We start from the raw sequence: 16,749 nt of genomic DNA on the forward strand, positions 1-16,749 counted from the left end.
CGGCGGTACGGCCGGATCGATGGATCGGCGCCGGGCTACATCGCGCCGGCCGGGTCCGGCTCGCCGCCCGCGCCGCGCGCGCGGATGTTCGCACTACGTTCCACCTCCTGCAACTTCTCCACGTTAGCGCGGTTACGGTGGCAGCTGTGCAACCGTCCTCCGCTCGCCGACCGCTGCCCCCGCGAGACCGCCTCGCGACCGCCCGGCTGTACCTGTGCACCGACGCCCGCCGGGAGAAGGGGGACCTCGCCGAGTTCGCGGAAGCGGCCCTCGCCGGTGGAGTGGACATCATCCAGCTCCGGGACAAGGGTTCGCCCGGGGAGCAGCAGTTCGGCCCGCTGGAGGCCAAGGGCGAACTCGCGGCGCTCGCCGAGCTGAAGGCCGCGACCCGCCGCCACGGCGCACTGCTCGCGGTCAACGATCGTGCCGATATCGCGCTGGCGGCGGGCGCCGATGTGCTGCATCTGGGTCAGCAGGATCTGCCGCCCTGGTACGCCCGCAAGATCCTCGGCCCGGATGTGGTGCTCGGGCGGTCCACCCACGACCGGGAGCAGGCCCGGCTGGCCGCGGGTGACGAGAACCTCGATTATTTCTGCACAGGCCCGGTGTGGGCGACCCCGACCAAACCGGGGCGCACACCCGCCGGTTTGGAATTGGTACGCGCGACCGCGGCAGCGGCGCCGACCCGGCCGTGGTTCGCCATCGGCGGTATCGACGCCGCGACTCTTCCCCAAGTTCTGGCGGTGGGCGCCGAACGGGTGGTCGTGGTGCGCGCCATCACCGCCGCCCAGGACCCGGAGTCCGCGGCGCGGGCACTGAAGGCCGCGCTGCTGGCCGCCTGAGCCGCGCCGCCGGACGCCCGACCGGGCCCGATCGGCTACTCCGATGGGCTGATTCGGTCCGGGGCGAGGAGCGTGCCCAGCTCTTCGGTGAACAGGAGTGCGGGGTCGAACTCCATCCCGGTGAAATGGCCGGCGAGTTCCAGTGAGAGCACGCCGTGCAGCCGGGTCCAGAAGGATATGGCGCGGTGCAGGATCGCGGCCGGTACCGAGGCGTCACCGGCCCAGTGGCGGTGCCGCGCGAGATGGGAGTCGAATGGACTCTCCTTTTCCGCCGGGGGCAGCGCGGAAAAGGCCGCGATCAGTACGGTCATGACCCGATTCGAGATCGCGGTCGTGTCCGCCGGGGCCCGATAACCGGGGACCGGTGTGCCGTAGATGAGGAAGTAACGCTGCGGATCCCGCAAAGCCCAGTCCCGCACCGCGAAGGCCAGTTCGGATATATCGGCCCCGTTGCCGAGTGCGGTTTCCAGTGTGTCGGCGAGGCTGCGGTAAGCGTCACGGATCAGTTCGGTGATCAGTTCGTCACGGCTCGCGAAATAGCGGTACAGGGCGGGGCCGCTCATACCCACGTGTTTGGCGATCGCGTTGAGCGACAGCGCGGGCACACCCGCCGCGGCGATCTGCTCCCACGCGTACTGCTTGATCTCCTCGCGCACCTGGGTCCGATAACGCTCCCGCGAACCCGTTCCCTTTGCTGCCAACGTCCGCTGCCTCCTGCCGGGTCCGGTGAACCGCCCGATTCGGTTAGACCCTATCACTTTCGCTATTGACGATTACCGAAGAGTGGTTATAACCTCTAACCAATCCGAGAAGTACTAACTCGGTAGTCGGCTCGAACCTCTGACTCGAGCCCGTGAAAAAGGAGTGACCATGTCCCACCCGCAGATCCGTCGCCGGTCCGGTATGCGCGCCACCCTGTTCCTGGTCCCGCTCGCCGCGGTCGTGCTGACCGCCGCTACCGCATGTGGCGGCGAGAGCGGCGACACCGCGACGAGCGAGACGAGCCGGCCCGCGACGAGTGCCGTGGCCGCCGACCCGGCCGCGCTGACCTGCGGGGGTGAGAGCATCGACCGTTCCGCCCCGATCCACTACCGCGCCGAAACGGTGATCAATGCACCACTGAGCACCGTCTGGAATCTGCACACCGACGTCGAGCGCTATACCGAGTGGCAGCAGGCCGTCGCGACCATCGAGCGTCTGGACCCCGGCCCGCTGCGGGAAGGCTCGCAATTCCGGTGGACGACCCCGGTGCCGGCCACCGCGATCACACCCGCCGACACGCTGTCCATCACATCCTCGGTTCGGCAGATCGAGCCGGAGAAGTGCATTCGCTGGACCGGGCCCGCGGTGGGCGAGGGAGTGCACATCGACAACGGCATTCACGTCTGGAATTTCACCGAGGTCGAGGGTGGCGTCCTGGTGCGCACCGAGGAGAACTGGAACGGCGCGCAGGTCGAGGCGGATGTACCCACGTCCACCGGTTTCCTCGGCGCGGGTCTCGAAACCTGGCTGGCCGAACTGAAAGCCACCGCGGAAGCCCGGCGATGAAGCCGTCCGGCGAGCCGTCACGGTGGTCATCGCGCAGCGCCTGCACCTGCCCGAAGGGACGGTGCGCAACCGTCTGTCCGCCGCCCTCGCCACGGACTCGACCAAGACGCGCGCAGAAGCGGTACGTGCCGCCGAACGGATGGGCAGGCGGGGGTGGTGAGGGGCACGCGACGGCTGTGCCGGCGGCCCGAGCCACTGATCCCGAGGGAAAGCGCGCCGGCCGTGCCCGGCGCAGAGGGGCAGGGCCGGCGCGTGTTCCGGCGGTGCCAGGGGGAGGTGTCCGGTGGAACCCGGTCGCATCCCCGGGCTCTGGTTCACCGCGACGTCCCGCCTGTCGCGCAACGCGCCGTGCCCTGAGTGTTGACCCCGACGGCGCTTCGGAAACATGTCCGGCCGCCGGTTCCCGTTGTGAGTGGTCACAGGTGGTGCGGTCGGGCCGGTTGAGCGTCCGGCGTCGTCTGCGGCGTCAGAGCAGCGGCGTCAGAGCAGCCAGAGCACCGCGCCCAGTGCCGCGAGCGCGGCGCAGACCCCCAGGCTGATCGATAGTGGCCGGGCGGTCTTCCAGGTGGTGTAGGCGCCGCCGATGAGAAATCCGGCGAGGGTGAACAGCAGAACTACGGCGACATCGGTGGACACAGAGGCCTATTGTGCCTGGTCTCGGCGCTGCCCGAGGCCGGGCCCCGGAGTCCGGAGATTAACAAGCACGCGTGCTTGATTTTTTACCGGCTGCCTGTGATGCTGGGGCGGTACGCGGACAGCCACGGGCGCCTATCGGCGACCCCGCCCGGTGCCGCGGTAGGAGGCGAAACCGCTGATGGGTGGTCTGGCGGCCGATCCCGGCCTGATTCGGATCGGCAACTGTTCCGGGTTCTACGGCGACCGGTTCGGCGCGATGCGCGAAATGCTCGAGGGCGGGCAGCTCGATGTGCTGACCGGTGACTATCTCGCCGAACTCACCATGTTGATCCTGGGCCGCGACCGGATGAAGGATGCCGGCCTCGGCTATGCCAAAACCTTCCTGCGCCAGCTCGAGGAATGCCTCGGCCTCGCGCTGGAACGCAATGTGCAGATCGTGACCAATGCCGGTGGCCTGAATCCGGCCGCGCTGGCGGAGAAGGTGGGCGAGCTGGCGGACCGGCTCGGCCTCGAGGTCCGGGTCGGATATGTGGACGGCGACGATCTCACCGGCCGCGCCGCCGAACTCGGCCTCGGCTCCCCGCTCACCGCCAACGCCTATCTCGGGGCCTGGGGTATCGCCGAATGCCTGGCCGCGGGCTCGGATGTGGTGGTCACCGGCCGGGTCACCGACGCATCGGTGGTGGTGGGCCCGGCCGCCGCCCATTTCGGTTGGCAACGCGCCGATTACGACCGGCTGGCCGGCGCGGTGGTGGCCGGTCATGTGATCGAATGCGGTACCCAGGCCACCGGCGGCAACTTCGCGTTCTTCCGCGAACTCCCCGACCTCGGCCGCCCCGGATTCCCCCTCGCGGAGATCCGCGCGGACGGTAGCAGCGTCATCACCAAACACGCGGTCACCGGCGGCGCGGTCACCGTGGATACCGTCGCGGCCCAGCTCATGTACGAGATCCAGGGCGCGCGCTACGCCGGCCCCGATGTCACCGCCCGGCTCGATACGGTCGAACTCGCCGCCGACGGCCCGGACCGGGTGTCGATCCGCGGCGTCGTGGGGGAACCGCCGCCGCCGACGGTGAAGGTTTCGCTGAACACTCTCGGCGGATTCCGCAACGAAATGGAGTTCATCCTCACCGGTCTCGATATCGAAGCGAAAGCCGATCTGGCGCGGCGGCAGCTGGAATCCTGGTTGCCCGAACGTCCGGCCGAACTGGACTGGACCCTGGCCCGGCTCGACCGCCCCGACGCCGACACCGAGGAGAGGGCCAGCGCCCTGTTGCGCTGTGTGGTCCGCGACCCCGATCCGAACAAGGTGGGGCGCGCGTTCTCCGGCGTCGCGGTCGAACTCGCGCTGGCCAGCTATCCGGGCTGCAGTTTCACCGCCCCGCCCGGCAACGGTTCGCCCTACGGCGTCTACCGCCCGGGATTCGTCGACGCCGCCGAGGTCGCCCATACCGCCCACCCGCCGGCCGGAGGAAAGATCCTGGTGGGGGCACCGTCGGAAACCCGCGAACTGGCCGAGGTCCCGGAACCCGAACTGCCCGAGCCGCTTCCACCCACACCCACGAAACGGGTACCACTCGGCGAGATCGCGCTGGCCCGCAGCGGCGACAAGGGCGGGGACGCGAATATCGGCGTCTGGGTGCGCACCGAGGAGCAGTGGCGCTGGCTGGCGCACACCCTCACCGTCGAACGGCTGCGCGAACTACTGCCCGAGACCGCCCCGCTGCCGATCACCCGGCATGTGCTGCCGAATCTGCGGGCGCTCAACTTCCTCATTTCCGGTCTGCTCGGCGAAGGCGTGGCCTACCAGGCCCGATTCGACCCGCAGGCCAAGGGACTCGGCGAATGGCTGCGGTCCCGTCATCTCGACATACCGTTGGAGCTGCTGCCGTGAGTACTGTCTGGAACACCGCCGAGCGCCGCGAACTCCGCGCCACCGTGCGCGCTTTCGCCGAGCGGGAAATCCTTCCCTATCAGGACGATTGGGAACACGACGGGGAAATCCCACGGGAACTGCACAAGAAGGCCGGGGAACTCGGTCTGCTCGGTATCCAGTTCCCGGAGTCCGTCGGCGGTGCGGGCGGGGACGGGATCGACGGCGCCGTCGTCTGCGAGGAACTGCACTACGCCGGAGTCTCCGGTGGAGTCTTCGCCTCGCTGTTCACCTGCGGTATCGCGGTACCGCACCTGATCGCCGCGGGCGATCCCGCGCAGCTCGACCGCTGGGTACGGCCGACACTGGCCGGTGACAAGATCGGTTCGCTGGCGATCACCGAACCCGGGGGCGGTTCCGATGTGGGGCACCTGACCACCTCGGCCCGCCGCGACGGTGACCACTACATCGTCAATGGCGCCAAGACCTACATCACCTCCGGCTGCCGCGCCGATTTCGTGGTGACCGCCGTCCGCACCGGCGGTCCCGGCGCGTCCGGGGTTTCGCTGCTGGTAGTCGAGAAGGACACCTCCGGTTTCACGGTGGGCCGCAAACTGGACAAGATGGGCTGGCGCGCTTCCGATACCGCGGAACTGTCCTACCAGGATGTCCGGGTCCCGGTATCGAACCTGGTGGGGCCGGAGAATTCCGGTTTCCTGCAGATCGCCGCAGCGTTCGTCAGCGAGCGGGTCGGACTCGCCGTGCAGGCGTATTCGAGCGCCCAGCGCTGCCTGGACCTCACCCTGGACTGGGTGCGCACCCGGGAAACCTTCGGCCGCCCGCTCATCAGCAGGCAGGCCGTGCAGAACACCGTCACCGAGATGGCCCGCCGGGTCGATATCGCCCGCGTCTACACCCGGGACGTGGCCGCCCGCGCCGCGGCCGGGGAGACCGATCTGATCGCCGAGGTCTGCTTCGCCAAGAACACCGCCGTCGAATCCGGGGAATGGGTGGCGAACCAGGCGGTTCAGCTGTTCGGCGGACTCGGCTATATGCGCGAATCCGAGGTGGAACGCCAGTACCGCGATATGCGGATCCTGGGGATCGGTGGCGGAACCACCGAAATCCTCACCGGCCTGGCCGCGAAACGTTTGGGATATCAGTCATGACGACACTGCGCAGCACGCTCGACACCACGACCGGCGACTACACCGCGGCGGCCGCGGCCATGACCGCCAAACTCGCCGAGGTCGAGGCGGAATTCGAGAAGGTCATCGCGGGCGGCGGCCCGGAGAAACTCGCGCGCCACCGCAAACGCGGCAAACTGACCGCCCGCGAACGTATCGAACTGCTCATCGACGAGGACTCGCCGTTCCTCGAACTGTGCCCGCTCGCGGCCTGGGGCAGCGAATTCCAGGTGGGTGCCAGCACCGTCGCCGGTATCGGCGTGGTGGAGGGTGTGGAATGCATGATCGTCGCCCCCGATCCCACCGTGCGCGGCGGCACCTCCAATCCGTGGACGCTGCGCAAGACATTGCGGGTCAACGACATCATCCGGGAGAACCGGCTCCCGGTGATCTCGCTGGTGGAATCCGGCGGCGCCGATCTGCCCACGCAGAAAGAGGTCTTCGTACCCGGCGGCCGGATGTTCCGCGACCTCACTCAGGCGTCGGCGGCCGGTATCCCCACCATCGCCCTGGTCTTCGGCAACTCCACCGCGGGCGGCGCCTACATCCCCGGTATGTCCGATCACGTGGTGATGATCAAGGAACGCTCCAAGGTGTTCCTGGGTGGACCGCCGCTGGTGAAGATGGCCACCGGTGAGGAGTCGGACGACGAATCCCTGGGCGGCGCCGATATGCACGCCCGGGTTTCGGGACTGGCCGATTACTACGCGCTCGACGAACAGGACGCCATCCGCACCGGCCGGCGCATCGTCAAACGGCTGAACTGGAAGAAGCAGGGGCCGGCGGCGCGGACCTCGGTACCGGAACCGCGCTACGACCCCGACGAATTGCTGGGGATCGTCCCGCCCGACCTGAAGATCCCGTTCGATCCCCGCGAAGTGATCGCCCGGATCGTCGACGACTCCGATTTCGACGAGTTCAAGCCCCGCTACGGGTCCAGCCTGGTCACCGGCTGGGCCGAACTGCACGGGTATCCGGTCGGCATCCTCGCCAATGCCCGCGGGGTGCTGTTCTCCGAGGAATCACAGAAGGCGACCCAGTTCATCCAGCTGGCCAACAAGACCAACACCCCGCTGCTGTTCCTGCACAACACCACCGGCTACATGGTCGGTAAGGAATACGAGCAGAAGGGCATCATCAAACACGGTGCCCAGATGATCAACGCGGTCTCCAATTCCAAGGTCCCGCACATCTCGGTACTGATGGGCGCCTCCTACGGCGCCGGGCACTACGGCATGTGCGGCCGCGCCTACGACCCCCGTTTCGTCTTCGCTTGGCCCAGCGCCAAATCCGCGGTCATGGGCGGGGCGCAACTGGCCGGGGTGATCTCCATCGTCGGCCGCGCCGCCGCCGAGGCCCGCGGGCAGGCGTTCGACGAAGAGGCCGATGCCGGGATGCGTGCCATGGTGGAAGCGCAGATCGAGGCCGAATCGCTGGCGATGTTCATGTCCGGGCGGCTCTACGACGACGGGGTCATCGACCCGCGCGATACCCGCACAGTGCTCGGTATGGCCCTCTCGGCCATCCACACTGCACCTGTCCAGGGCGCCGAATCCTTCGGCGTCTTCCGAATGTGAGGCCGGTCGTGTCGAATTCGCAGCAGCTGATCACCAGCGTCCTGGTCGCCAATCGCGGTGAGATCGCCCGCCGGATCTTCGCCACCTGCCGCCGGATGGGCGTGGGCACGGTAGCGGTCTATTCCGACGCCGACGCCGAATCCCCGCATGTCGCCGAGGCCGACGCCGCGGTCCGGCTGCCCGGGAACACGCCCGCGCAGACCTACCTGCGCGCCGACCTCATCATCGCGGCCGCTCAGGCCACCGGTGCCGACGCCGTCCACCCCGGCTACGGGTTCCTCTCCGAGAACGCGGAATTCGCGCGCGCGGTGGAAGCGGCCGGACTGGTCTGGATCGGGCCGCCCGCCGCCGCCATCGAGGAGATGGGTTCCAAGGTCGCGTCCAAGAAGATGATGGACGCGGCCGGGGTGCCGGTGCTGGCCGAACTCGACCCGGCGGAGGTCACCGCAGCCCAGCTCCCGGTCCTGATCAAGGCTTCCGCCGGTGGCGGCGGCCGCGGTATGCGGGTGGTGCGCGACCTTGCCGAACTCCCCGGGCAGTTGGAAGGCGCCCGACGGGAGGCCGAATCGGCGTTCGGCGACCCCACCGTCTTCTGTGAGCGCTATCTGGAGACCGGTCGCCATATCGAAGTCCAGGTGATGGCCGATACGCACGGCACCATCTGGGCCGTCGGCGAACGGGAGTGCTCGATCCAGCGGCGGCACCAGAAGGTCGTCGAAGAGGCGCCGTCTCCGCTGGTGGAACGTATCGACGCGGGCCGGGGACCGGATTCGGGGCCCGGTATGCGGGACCGGCTGTTCGAGGCGGCCCGCCAGGCCGCCGCCGCCATCGGCTACGCCGGCGCCGGTACGGTCGAATTCCTGGCCGACGAGGCCGGTGAATTCTTCTTCCTGGAGATGAACACCCGCCTCCAGGTGGAGCACCCGGTCACCGAATGCACCACCGGGCTGGACCTGGTCCAATTGCAGTTGGAGGTGGCCCAGGGGCATCGGCTGCCTCCGCAACCGCCTGCCCTGCGCGGTCATTCGATCGAGGTTCGGCTCTATGCCGAAGACCCCGCGCAGGACTGGCAGCCGCAGAGCGGAACCGTGCACCGGATGGAGATCCCCGGGGTCGCGGCGGAATTCGACCTTCTCGACCGCCCGGGGGTCCGGCTGGATTCCGGTGTGATCGGCGGTTCGGTGGTCGGGGTGCATTACGACCCCATGCTCGCCAAGGTCATCTCCTACGGCCGAACCCGGGCGGAGGCGGCCCGGTTGCTGGCCGGTGCCCTGCACCGGGGCCGGATCCACGGTTTGGTCACCAACCGCGACCTGCTCGTCCGGGTGCTGCGCCACCCCGCCTTCCTGGCCGGCGATACCGATACCGCCTTCTTCGCCACGCACGGCCTGGACGCCTTGGCCGCGCCCCTGGCCGGCGCGGACGAGGAGGAACTGTCGATTGTCGCGGCCGCGTTCGCCGAAGCGGCCGCCAACCGAGCGCGGGCCGGTGTGGTCGCGGGTGTGCCGAGCGGCTGGCGCAATCTGCCGTCGCAGGCGCAACGCAAGTCCTACGAAAGCCGCGCCACCGGTACGCACGATATCGATTACCGGTTCACCCGCGGCGGGGTGGAGGTCGCCGGGCACGACGGCCTGGAATTGATCTCCGTCGCTCCCGATCAGGTGGTGCTGGCGGTGCCCGGTGCGCACGGCCCGGTCCGGCGGCAATTCGCCGTCGCCCGCTACGCCGACCTGGTCTGCGTGGATTCCGCGCTCGGTCCGGTGTCGGTGCGCCGCCTGCCGCGGTTCACCGACCCCGCCGACCAGGTGGCCACCGGATCCCTGCTGGCGCCCATGCCGGGCAGCGTGATCCGGCTGGGCGCCGCGGTCGGCAGTTCGGTGACCGCCGGTCAGCCGATCCTGTGGCTGGAGGCCATGAAGATGGAGCACACCATCGCCGCGCCCGCCGACGGTGTGCTCAGTGCCGTGAATGTCGAAGTCGGCCAGCAGGTCGACGTGGGTGCCGTTCTCGCCGTGGTGGATCCCGCCACCGAAAACCAGGAGTAGGCAATGAGCTTCATCGAATCCGACGAACGCAAAGAACTGCGCGCCGCCGTGGCCGCGCTGGCCGCCAAGTACAACTACCGCGATTACGTGCTGCCCCGGGCGCGGAAGAGCGAACCGCTGGACGAACTGTGGGCCGAGGCCGGGAAGCTGGGCTTCCTCGGGGTGAACCTGCCGGAGGAGTACGGGGGCGGCGGGGCCGGTATGTACGAACTGGCGCTGGTGATGGAGGAGCTGTCCGCACAGGGTGCCGGGCTGCTGCTCATGGTGGTCTCACCCGCCATCTGCGGCACCATCATCACCAAGTACGGCACCGACGAGCAGAAGGCCGAATGGCTGCCCAAGCTCTCCGACGGTTCGGCCAAGATGGTTTTCGGCATCACCGAACCCGACGCCGGTTCCAATTCGCACCAGATCACCACCACCGCCCGCCGCGACGGTGACGACTGGCTGCTCACCGGTCGCAAGATCTTCATCTCCGGCGTCGACCAGGCCGAGGCAGTACTGATCGTGGCCCGCACCGAAGACCACAAGACCGGCAAGCTCAAGCCCGCCCTGTTCATCGTCCCCACCGACGCACCCGGGTTCGAGAAGACCCCGCAGGATATGGACATCATCGAACCGGACCACCAGTTCACCCTGTTCCTCGATGACGTCCGGCTGCCCTCGACCGCCCTGGTCGGTAAAGAGGACGCCGCCCTCATGCAGCTGTTCGCGGGCCTGAACCCGGAGCGGATCATGGGCGCCGCCATGGCGGTCGGCGTCGGCCGCTACGCCCTCGACCGGGCAGTCGAATACGCCAAGGAGCGCGCGGTCTGGAAGACCCCCATCGGCGCGCACCAAGGCATCGCGCATCCGCTGGCGCAGGTGAAGATCGAACTGGAGCTGGCCCGGCTGATGATGCTGAAGGCCGCCACCCTCTACGACGCCGGTGACGAGATGGGCGCCGCCGAGGCCGCCAATATGGCCAAATACGCGGCCGCCGAGGCCAGTATCAAGGCCCTCGACCAGGCCATCCAGACCCACGGCGGCTCCGGCCTGACCTCGGAATACGGCTTGGCCGCCATGCTCGGCGCGGCCCGGATCGCGCGGGTGGCCCCGGTGAGCCGGGAAATGATCCTCAACTTCGTCGCCCAGCATTCGCTGGGCCTGCCGAAGTCCTACTGAACACCGGCGGTCCGGGGCATCCGCGCCCCGGCTCGCAGAAAGGCAGGGCCGCCGTGACCGACACCGAGACCCGGGTCGTCGACTATGCCGTCGAGGAGGGGTTCGCCACCCTCACCCTCGACTCCCCGCACAACCGCAACGCCATCTCCGCGCGTCTGGTGACCGAACTCCTGGCGGGTCTCGACCGCGCAGCCGCCGACCCGGCAGTGCGCGGGGTGGTCCTGACACATACTGGCAGTACCTTCTGCGCGGGAGCGGATCTGAAGGAAGCGGTGGACGCCGACCCCGCCGCCGCCGCCGATATCCGCACTCAATGGATGGTGCGGCTGCTGCGCACCATCCTGGAACTCCCGAAACCCGTGATCGCGCGGGTGGACGGTAACGTGCGCGCCGGCGGTATGGGACTGCTCGCGGCCTGCGATATCGTCGTCGCCGGCCTATCCAGCAGTTTCGCCCTCACCGAGGCGCGACTCGGCCTGGCCCCCTTCGTCATCTCGCTCACCCTGCTGCCCCGGATGACTCCCCGCGCCGCCGACCGCTATTTCCTGACCGGCGAGAAGTTCGACGCCGATACCGCCGAGCGGATCGGCCTGATCACCCTGGCGACGAACGACCCGGCCGCCCGGACCGCCGAACTATTGGCTGAACTGCGCAAAGCCTCCCCGCAGGGCCTCGCGGCGAGCAAACGTCTCACCACCGCGCCGATCCTGGCCGGATTCGACCGCTCCGCCGACGAATTGGCGGCCCGCTCGGGCAGTTTCTTCGGCACCGAGGAAGTGATCGAGGGAATGACCGCGTTCCTGCAACGCCGTCCGCCCCGCTGGGCCGTCCCGGCCGTCGAGACGCGCTCGGCAGAATAGGCCGCTATGGCGACACCCCACGAACCCAAACAGGACCGCAGCCGGGCCACCCGGCAGCGGCTCCTGGAGGCGACCATCGACTGCCTGGCGGAAAAGGGCTGGGCAGCGGCGACGGTGGCGGTGGTCGCCGAACGGGCCGGGGTGTCCCGGGGCGCGGCCCAGCACCATTTCCCCACCCGCGAAGACCTCATCACCGCCGCCCTCACCTACATGTTCGACACCCGCACCGACCAGGCAGTATCCGCGGTGGTCACCGAACCCGGCCTGGCCCGCACCGAAGCCGTGGTGGCCGGGCTGGTCGAGTCCTACACCAGCACGCTGTTCAAAGCCGCCCTCCAGGTCTGGACCCACGCCGCCGCCGACCCGGCACTCCGCGAACGCATCGTCCCGCTGGAAGCCCGTTTCGGTCGCGGCGCCCACCGCCGCGCCGTCCGGGCACTGGGAGTCGATGACACCGACCCGGTCGCCCACCACCTGGTCCAGGCCACCCTCGACCTGGCGCGCGGACTCGGTCTGGCCGATGTCCTCACCGACGATTCGGCCCGCCGCAAACAGATCGTGCACCAGTGGGCGGTCACCTTGCACGAGGCGCTGGAAGCCAGGCCGGGGCGAGACGGGTCGGGGTAAAGCGGCCTATTCGGCGTTGCCTTCGTGCGGCACCCCGGGCCGAGCGACGGCTACGACCTCAGAGCTCGACCACGGCACCGACGTCGCGGCCGGATGTGGTGAGTTCGGCGCCCGCACGGTCCAGCAGGCGGCAGGCCGCCCCGTTGTCGGCGGTGGTGTGGGCCACGAGTTGCCGGGCACCCGAATCGCGGGCCCGCGCCCACAGTTCGTCCATGATCGCGGTGCCGATCCCGATGCCACGGTGCGACTGCCCGATCCAGGCGCCGACTTCGAGCCGGCCCTCGTCCAGCAGCGCGAGCCGCGCCGCACCCACGACCTGCTCTTCGACCACGATGACATAGGTGCTCTCCACCGGCCGCTGCGTCGCGACAGAACGGGAGCGGTGGAACGCCAGGAACGCGGCCCTGGCCGCGGGATCCCAGCCGATCGAGCCCGGAACCGGTGGCATCACCTCGAGCGGGTCGGCATCCGCCACCGCACGCGCAAGCAATAGGTGCAGGTTCTCCTCGGTCAGCGGGAGCAGTCGCGCCTTGTTCATGCGGCGCAGACTTCACCCACGGGCCGGCAGTGTCAATCGAATTCCCGCCCGGGGAGCCCGTACACAGCCCGGACGACGTCGGGCGACCCGGCGAGTACGGGGGCCGCCGCGCGGCAGAATCGGCGCCGCGGCCAAGGCCGTGCCGGTGACGGCGGCCGACCGGCCCGCACGGTCGTGTTGAAGGGCCCGGGCGGGGAATTCGGCTCTTTGATACGCGGCTGCCCGCCGGTACTGTCGGGACAGCTGCGGTTCGATCATCGAGGGGGAGGCTGTGGCCGACTCGGCAGATTCGACACCGTCGATTCAGGTGGTACCGGACCATGTCCTCGATGCCGGCAAGTTCGTCCAACTCACCGCCGACAGCCTGGTGAAAGCCCTCCAGGATCTCGATACCGATATCGATGCCGTGCTCGAGGTGGAAGGGCAACTCCGCCACCGCCTATCGTGCGGGCTGGGACGAGACCAAACAGGGCGCGGTTCAGGTACTCGAGGCGTTGGCGACCATCGCCGAACTGCTCGGCGTCACCACACAGACATTCGTCGAGCAGGACGACAGTAATTCGCAGAGCTACCCGTCGCTCGATCTCTGAACTACCCAGGGGGAACCACCATGCCCGAGCCGTCCGAGGCCTTCCAAGTCGATCTCGACGAACTCGACAACCTCACCGCGCGCGCGGCGAATTTCATCGGCTTCCTCAACGACAGCCTCACCGGCCTCGAACAACGGATGGCCGCCCTGCACCAGACCTGGTCCGGTGACACGGCGCTGGCGCAGGCCGACGCATTCCGGCAGTGGTCCGCCGGGGCCACCGACGTCCGTGAGGGGGTGGACGCCATGCGCCAGGCCGCGGTCGATGCCCACACCCGCTACACGACCGCCATCCAGACCGTCCAGCGGATGTTCGGCCCCCGGTAGCCCGAGCCCGGTAGATGAACTTCATCAATGTGGACCCGGCCGTCTACTACGAGGCGGCCACCATCGTGAACAAGGCGGCGAGCGCCTTCTTCACCGCCTACGACCAGCACTTGCAGGCGTTGAAAGGTACCGACGCGATGGCGGGCAGCGCCGGACCGGGCAAGGAGTGGGCGACCTCGTACGACAATCAGGTCCGCGAAACCAACAATCTCGTCAGCACGCTGATGCTGGCGCTGGACAAATATCCCCGGGTGCTGAATCAGGCCGGGTTCGTCTACGCGAGTAGCGATCACGACCCCAGCTCCGGAACCCCCGCGCCGCAGAAACCGGCTGATCCGCACTTCGCTTATGTCAGCTGTGCTCAACCACCGCCGTCGGCAGGAGGTCCGGGTAGCGGTCTGATCGACGACGGTCTGGAACTCGCGAAGAAGATTGGTGTCGACCTACCTGTTCCCGACGGCGACACCGACAAACTCAACGCCGCCGCCACCGTCTGGAACAGCCTGACCCATGCACCGGGCGCCACCAACCTGCCCGTGGAACTGGAGCGGGCAGCGGCGATGTTCCAGCAGGTCACGGCGCCAGAGGTGGCGTCGATCGACGAGGATCTCCGAGAAATCAAAATCGCCGCCGAAGACCTGCTGGCCACTTTCGCCGATATCGCCGTCTCGTGCGCGGCCCAGAAAATCGCGCACGACAACATGAAGGTGCAGTTGCGCGACATGCTCGCCCAGTTCGCCGACGAACTGAAGAAGCAGATCGCCATCACCCTCGCACTCGCCGTCGCCGCCTCGGTGGTCAGTTTCGGAATCGGCGGCAGCGCCGTGGCGGCAATCCGCGCCGGCAAAGCCGTAGATCTGGTCAACGATCTGGTCAAAGCGCTGCGCGGTATCGTCGCCGCGGCCGGGTTGCGGACGGTGGTCGCCGTGACCCGTTCCACCGGCCACACTCGCGCCAAGCTGGAGCGCATCCACGACCTCATCGAAACCATCGAAGACGCCATCGATGCCAGTGGCTCCCAACCGACACTTGCTCAAAAGCTGTCAACCGCACAGGTGTGGACGAATGGGAACCTTCCGGTCATCAACGGGCCACCGAACGGATATATCGTTAAGAAGGACGCCAACGGGAACATAACGAACTACTCATATTATGACGAGGACGGCGTGGCAACCAGCCGAGTCGATCTCACCGGGAAGCCCCATTTGGACAAGAAGACAGGACAATATATACCGGTGCCACATATTGTCGAAGTGCAGAAAAATGTGAATCCCAAGACCGGCGAGATATTCGCCAAGACGCTCAGTGATACCGTGCGCCCCGCTCTGCCCGAGGAGATCCCGTGACCCATCCCGACAAGAACGCCGTCAGCCTGGAGGTCGCGTTGTCGAACTCCAGGAGCCCGGATGGTCTCACCAGGGACGCCGCCATCTATGAGCTCGCAAACTTCATTCAAGAAGACAGCGCTGTCGGACGTCTGCACGAGATGCTGGACGACGAGGTCGTCACGATGCAGGTCGATTCTGCCGATGTACTGGCGAGGCTTGGCGGATTGAAGGGACTTTTTCTCGTCCTGGACGAAATCGGGCGGCGACGTGACGATCCTGATGCGGATTATATTGCAAACAGGCTCTACGAGTTGGATGCCAGCGGGGAGGTGGAGATACTGGAAATGATCGAGCCAGTTGCCGGCGACCTTTCAGATAATGGATCTATCGGGTTTCAACAATTGAAGAGGCTACGCGGGCGTGCATAGGAGCGCCCCAGTCCTGATTCGCCTGGCGACAAGTCCGGGTACTGGTCTCGCCGGATCAACGACGAACACCGTCTGGTGTATACAGTCGCCGGAGAAAACATCCTTATCGCCCAGGCCCGGTACCACTACTGACGCACTGCCCGCGGCCCGGCTCGCGTCGATGGCTTCGCCGCGGAAGCTCTTCGGCGACGACGTCTTCGCAGCAGCTCGCAGATGTCCGACACCGGTGATTGGTTACGCGGCGAACGGGCATACGAGCCCCATGACCGACCGGACATCCGATATTTTCAGGCAGCTACTGCTCGTGGCGGCTGCCGTGATCGCGGTGGTCGCCGCGGTGATCGGTTCGGGCGCGCTGGGCGGTACGCCGATCGCCGAGGCCGCCGACGGGGCGCTCGCGGCCGACGCCACCTTCGTCGCTCCCGCCGGGACGGCCTTCGCCATCTGGTCGCTGTTGTATATCGGGTTCCTCGCGCTCGCGGTCTGGCAGGCGCTGCCGGCGCAGCGCGGGAACCCGCGGGTACGGGACCTGTGGTGGCTGATCGCCCTGTCGCTGCTGCTGAACGCGGTGTGGATCGCCACCGTGCAGTTCGGTTGGATCTACGTCAGTGTCGTGGTGATTCTCGCACTGCTCGCGACGCTGGCGGTGATTTTCGCCCGCTGCCTGCGATCGCGTCCCGCGAGCCGCGTCGAAGCCGTGCTGCTCGACGGCGTGATGGGCCTGTACCTCGGGTGGGTCATCGTCGCGACGGTGGCGAATATCGCCGCAGCGCTGAAAGCCGGGGGCGTCGGTGGCCTCGGTCTCGGCGCGGAGCCGTGGGCGGTGGTGGTGCTGGTGGTCGCGGCCGCGGTCGGGACCGCATTGGCTTTCCGCAGCGGCGGGCGGGTCGCGTTCGCGCTCGCCATGATCTGGGGACTTGCATGGATCGGGGTCGCCCGTTTCGCCGAGGTTCCGGAATCGGCCGTGGTGGGAAGTGTCGCGGTCGCCGCCGCCGCGGTGGTGGCGCTGGCCACTGTTTCGGCCGGGCTCGGGCGAAGGAATGCCGCCCTGGCGTCACCGACCTCATGAGCGTCGGCCACCCGGCCTTGGTTGTAGTGACCCGCACGATGAGGTCCACAGCTTTGTGGCCGGCTACCGGGGCCGAGTCGGCTGTCCGGTGCCGCGGGCGGCCGCAGCGCA

Annotated in this window: 17 protein-coding genes and 1 pseudogene; 15 read left to right on the plus strand and 3 right to left on the minus strand. The window is 68.0% G+C overall.

The window, feature by feature from the left end; all coding sequences use genetic code 11:
- The first annotated feature begins 146 nt into the window (after window positions 1-146).
- Entirely contained in the window at window positions 147-842 is a 696-nt protein-coding gene (thiE, locus tag AB0H42_RS05875) for a thiamine phosphate synthase (RefSeq protein WP_357050420.1), read from the plus strand.
- Window positions 843-877: 35 nt separating this feature from the next.
- On the opposite strand, the gene AB0H42_RS05880 is transcribed toward thiE, so the two are convergent.
- A complete protein-coding gene (locus tag AB0H42_RS05880; protein WP_357050423.1) occupies window positions 878-1,543 on the minus strand; it encodes a TetR/AcrR family transcriptional regulator in 666 nt (221 codons plus the stop codon).
- A gap of 169 nt (window positions 1,544-1,712) precedes the next feature.
- On the opposite strand from AB0H42_RS05880, the gene AB0H42_RS05885 reads away from it, so the two are divergent.
- Window positions 1,713-2,390, plus strand: a complete 678-nt coding sequence (locus AB0H42_RS05885) for an SRPBCC family protein (RefSeq protein ID WP_357050426.1) — start codon at window positions 1,713-1,715, stop codon at window positions 2,388-2,390.
- A gap of 480 nt (window positions 2,391-2,870) precedes the next feature.
- On the opposite strand, the gene AB0H42_RS05890 is transcribed toward AB0H42_RS05885, so the two are convergent.
- The gene (locus tag AB0H42_RS05890) at window positions 2,871-3,026 is read right to left on the minus strand and encodes a hypothetical protein (RefSeq protein WP_357050429.1); all 156 of its coding nucleotides are present in this window, start codon (window positions 3,024-3,026) and stop codon (window positions 2,871-2,873) included.
- Between the two features lie 178 nt (window positions 3,027-3,204).
- Here AB0H42_RS05890 and AB0H42_RS05895 point away from each other — a divergent pair, with 178 nt between their 5' ends.
- Genes AB0H42_RS05895 through AB0H42_RS05925 form a run of 7 tightly spaced genes read left to right on the plus strand, consistent with a single transcriptional unit; the run spans window position 3,205 to window position 12,359 of the window.
- Entirely contained in the window at window positions 3,205-4,920 is a 1,716-nt protein-coding gene (locus tag AB0H42_RS05895; RefSeq protein ID WP_357050431.1) for an acyclic terpene utilization AtuA family protein, read from the plus strand.
- Window positions 4,872-6,068 carry an acyl-CoA dehydrogenase family protein gene (locus AB0H42_RS05900; protein WP_357050434.1) on the plus strand — a complete coding sequence of 399 codons (1,197 nt, stop codon included), beginning with the start codon at window positions 4,872-4,874 and terminating at the stop codon, window positions 6,066-6,068. The genes AB0H42_RS05895 and AB0H42_RS05900 overlap by 49 nt, the downstream gene beginning before the upstream one ends.
- Window positions 6,065-7,663, plus strand: a complete 1,599-nt coding sequence (locus AB0H42_RS05905) for an acyl-CoA carboxylase subunit beta (protein WP_357050436.1) — start codon at window positions 6,065-6,067, stop codon at window positions 7,661-7,663. Before AB0H42_RS05900 ends, AB0H42_RS05905 begins: the two co-directional genes overlap by 4 nt.
- An 8-nt stretch (window positions 7,664-7,671) precedes the next feature.
- Window positions 7,672-9,708, plus strand: coding sequence for a biotin carboxylase N-terminal domain-containing protein (locus AB0H42_RS05910; protein ID WP_357050439.1), 2,037 nt, complete (start codon window positions 7,672-7,674; stop codon window positions 9,706-9,708).
- A gap of 3 nt (window positions 9,709-9,711) precedes the next feature.
- On the plus strand, window positions 9,712-10,872 hold the full coding sequence (locus AB0H42_RS05915; protein WP_357050442.1) for an acyl-CoA dehydrogenase family protein: 1,161 nt from the start codon (window positions 9,712-9,714) through the stop codon (window positions 10,870-10,872).
- Window positions 10,873-10,925: 53 nt separating this feature from the next.
- Window positions 10,926-11,732, plus strand: coding sequence for an enoyl-CoA hydratase family protein (locus AB0H42_RS05920; protein WP_357050445.1), 807 nt, complete (start codon window positions 10,926-10,928; stop codon window positions 11,730-11,732).
- Window positions 11,733-11,738: 6 nt separating this feature from the next.
- Complete coding sequence (locus AB0H42_RS05925) at window positions 11,739-12,359, plus strand: TetR/AcrR family transcriptional regulator (RefSeq protein ID WP_357050448.1); 621 nt, start codon at window positions 11,739-11,741, stop codon at window positions 12,357-12,359.
- Between the two features lie 58 nt (window positions 12,360-12,417).
- On the opposite strand, the gene AB0H42_RS05930 is transcribed toward AB0H42_RS05925, so the two are convergent.
- Entirely contained in the window at window positions 12,418-12,897 is a 480-nt protein-coding gene (locus tag AB0H42_RS05930) for a GNAT family N-acetyltransferase (protein WP_357050450.1), read from the minus strand.
- A 401-nt stretch (window positions 12,898-13,298) separates the two neighbouring features.
- Here AB0H42_RS05930 and AB0H42_RS05935 point away from each other — a divergent pair, with 401 nt between their 5' ends.
- From AB0H42_RS05935 to AB0H42_RS05960, 6 genes and pseudogenes are all read left to right on the plus strand, one after another.
- Complete coding sequence (locus AB0H42_RS05935) at window positions 13,299-13,487, plus strand: WXG100 family type VII secretion target (protein ID WP_357050453.1); 189 nt, start codon at window positions 13,299-13,301, stop codon at window positions 13,485-13,487.
- 20 nt (window positions 13,488-13,507) lie between these two features.
- On the plus strand, window positions 13,508-13,813 hold the full coding sequence (locus AB0H42_RS05940; protein ID WP_357050456.1) for a WXG100 family type VII secretion target: 306 nt from the start codon (window positions 13,508-13,510) through the stop codon (window positions 13,811-13,813).
- A gap of 14 nt (window positions 13,814-13,827) precedes the next feature.
- Entirely contained in the window at window positions 13,828-15,159 is a 1,332-nt protein-coding gene (locus AB0H42_RS05945) for a polymorphic toxin type 24 domain-containing protein (RefSeq protein ID WP_357050459.1), read from the plus strand.
- Window positions 15,156-15,569 (plus strand): hypothetical protein, encoded by a 414-nt coding sequence (locus AB0H42_RS05950; RefSeq protein WP_357050462.1) that lies wholly within the window; start codon window positions 15,156-15,158, stop codon window positions 15,567-15,569. Before AB0H42_RS05945 ends, AB0H42_RS05950 begins: the two co-directional genes overlap by 4 nt.
- Window positions 15,570-15,593: 24 nt before the next feature.
- Window positions 15,594-15,701, plus strand: a pseudogene (locus AB0H42_RS05955) (Txe/YoeB family addiction module toxin); the annotation flags it as partial.
- A gap of 130 nt (window positions 15,702-15,831) precedes the next feature.
- Entirely contained in the window at window positions 15,832-16,638 is an 807-nt protein-coding gene (locus AB0H42_RS05960) for a TspO/MBR family protein (RefSeq protein ID WP_357050465.1), read from the plus strand.
- Window positions 16,639-16,749: the final 111 nt, after the last annotated feature.

Source organism: Nocardia sp. NPDC050799 (assembly GCF_040654015.1).
Lineage (GTDB): Bacteria > Actinomycetota > Actinomycetes > Mycobacteriales > Mycobacteriaceae > Nocardia.

Excerpts from the sequence above, each read along its gene's own strand:
- AB0H42_RS05885 (WP_357050426.1), top strand. The coding sequence starts at position 1,713 with ATGTCCCACCCGCAGATCCGTCGCCGGTCCGGTATGCGCGCCACCCTG.
- AB0H42_RS05895 (WP_357050431.1), top strand. The coding sequence starts at position 3,205 with ATGGGTGGTCTGGCGGCCGATCCCGGCCTGATTCGGATCGGCAACTGT.
- AB0H42_RS05900 (WP_357050434.1), top strand. The coding sequence starts at position 4,872 with ATGGCTGCGGTCCCGTCATCTCGACATACCGTTGGAGCTGCTGCCGTG.
- AB0H42_RS05905 (WP_357050436.1), top strand. The coding sequence starts at position 6,065 with ATGACGACACTGCGCAGCACGCTCGACACCACGACCGGCGACTACACC.
- AB0H42_RS05915 (WP_357050442.1), top strand. The coding sequence starts at position 9,712 with ATGAGCTTCATCGAATCCGACGAACGCAAAGAACTGCGCGCCGCCGTG.
- AB0H42_RS05925 (WP_357050448.1), top strand. The coding sequence starts at position 11,739 with ATGGCGACACCCCACGAACCCAAACAGGACCGCAGCCGGGCCACCCGG.
- AB0H42_RS05930 (WP_357050450.1), bottom strand. The coding sequence starts at position 12,897 with ATGAACAAGGCGCGACTGCTCCCGCTGACCGAGGAGAACCTGCACCTA.
- AB0H42_RS05935 (WP_357050453.1), top strand. The coding sequence starts at position 13,299 with ATGCCGTGCTCGAGGTGGAAGGGCAACTCCGCCACCGCCTATCGTGCG.
- AB0H42_RS05940 (WP_357050456.1), top strand. The coding sequence starts at position 13,508 with ATGCCCGAGCCGTCCGAGGCCTTCCAAGTCGATCTCGACGAACTCGAC.
- AB0H42_RS05945 (WP_357050459.1), top strand. The coding sequence starts at position 13,828 with ATGAACTTCATCAATGTGGACCCGGCCGTCTACTACGAGGCGGCCACC.
- AB0H42_RS05960 (WP_357050465.1), top strand. The coding sequence starts at position 15,832 with ATGACCGACCGGACATCCGATATTTTCAGGCAGCTACTGCTCGTGGCG.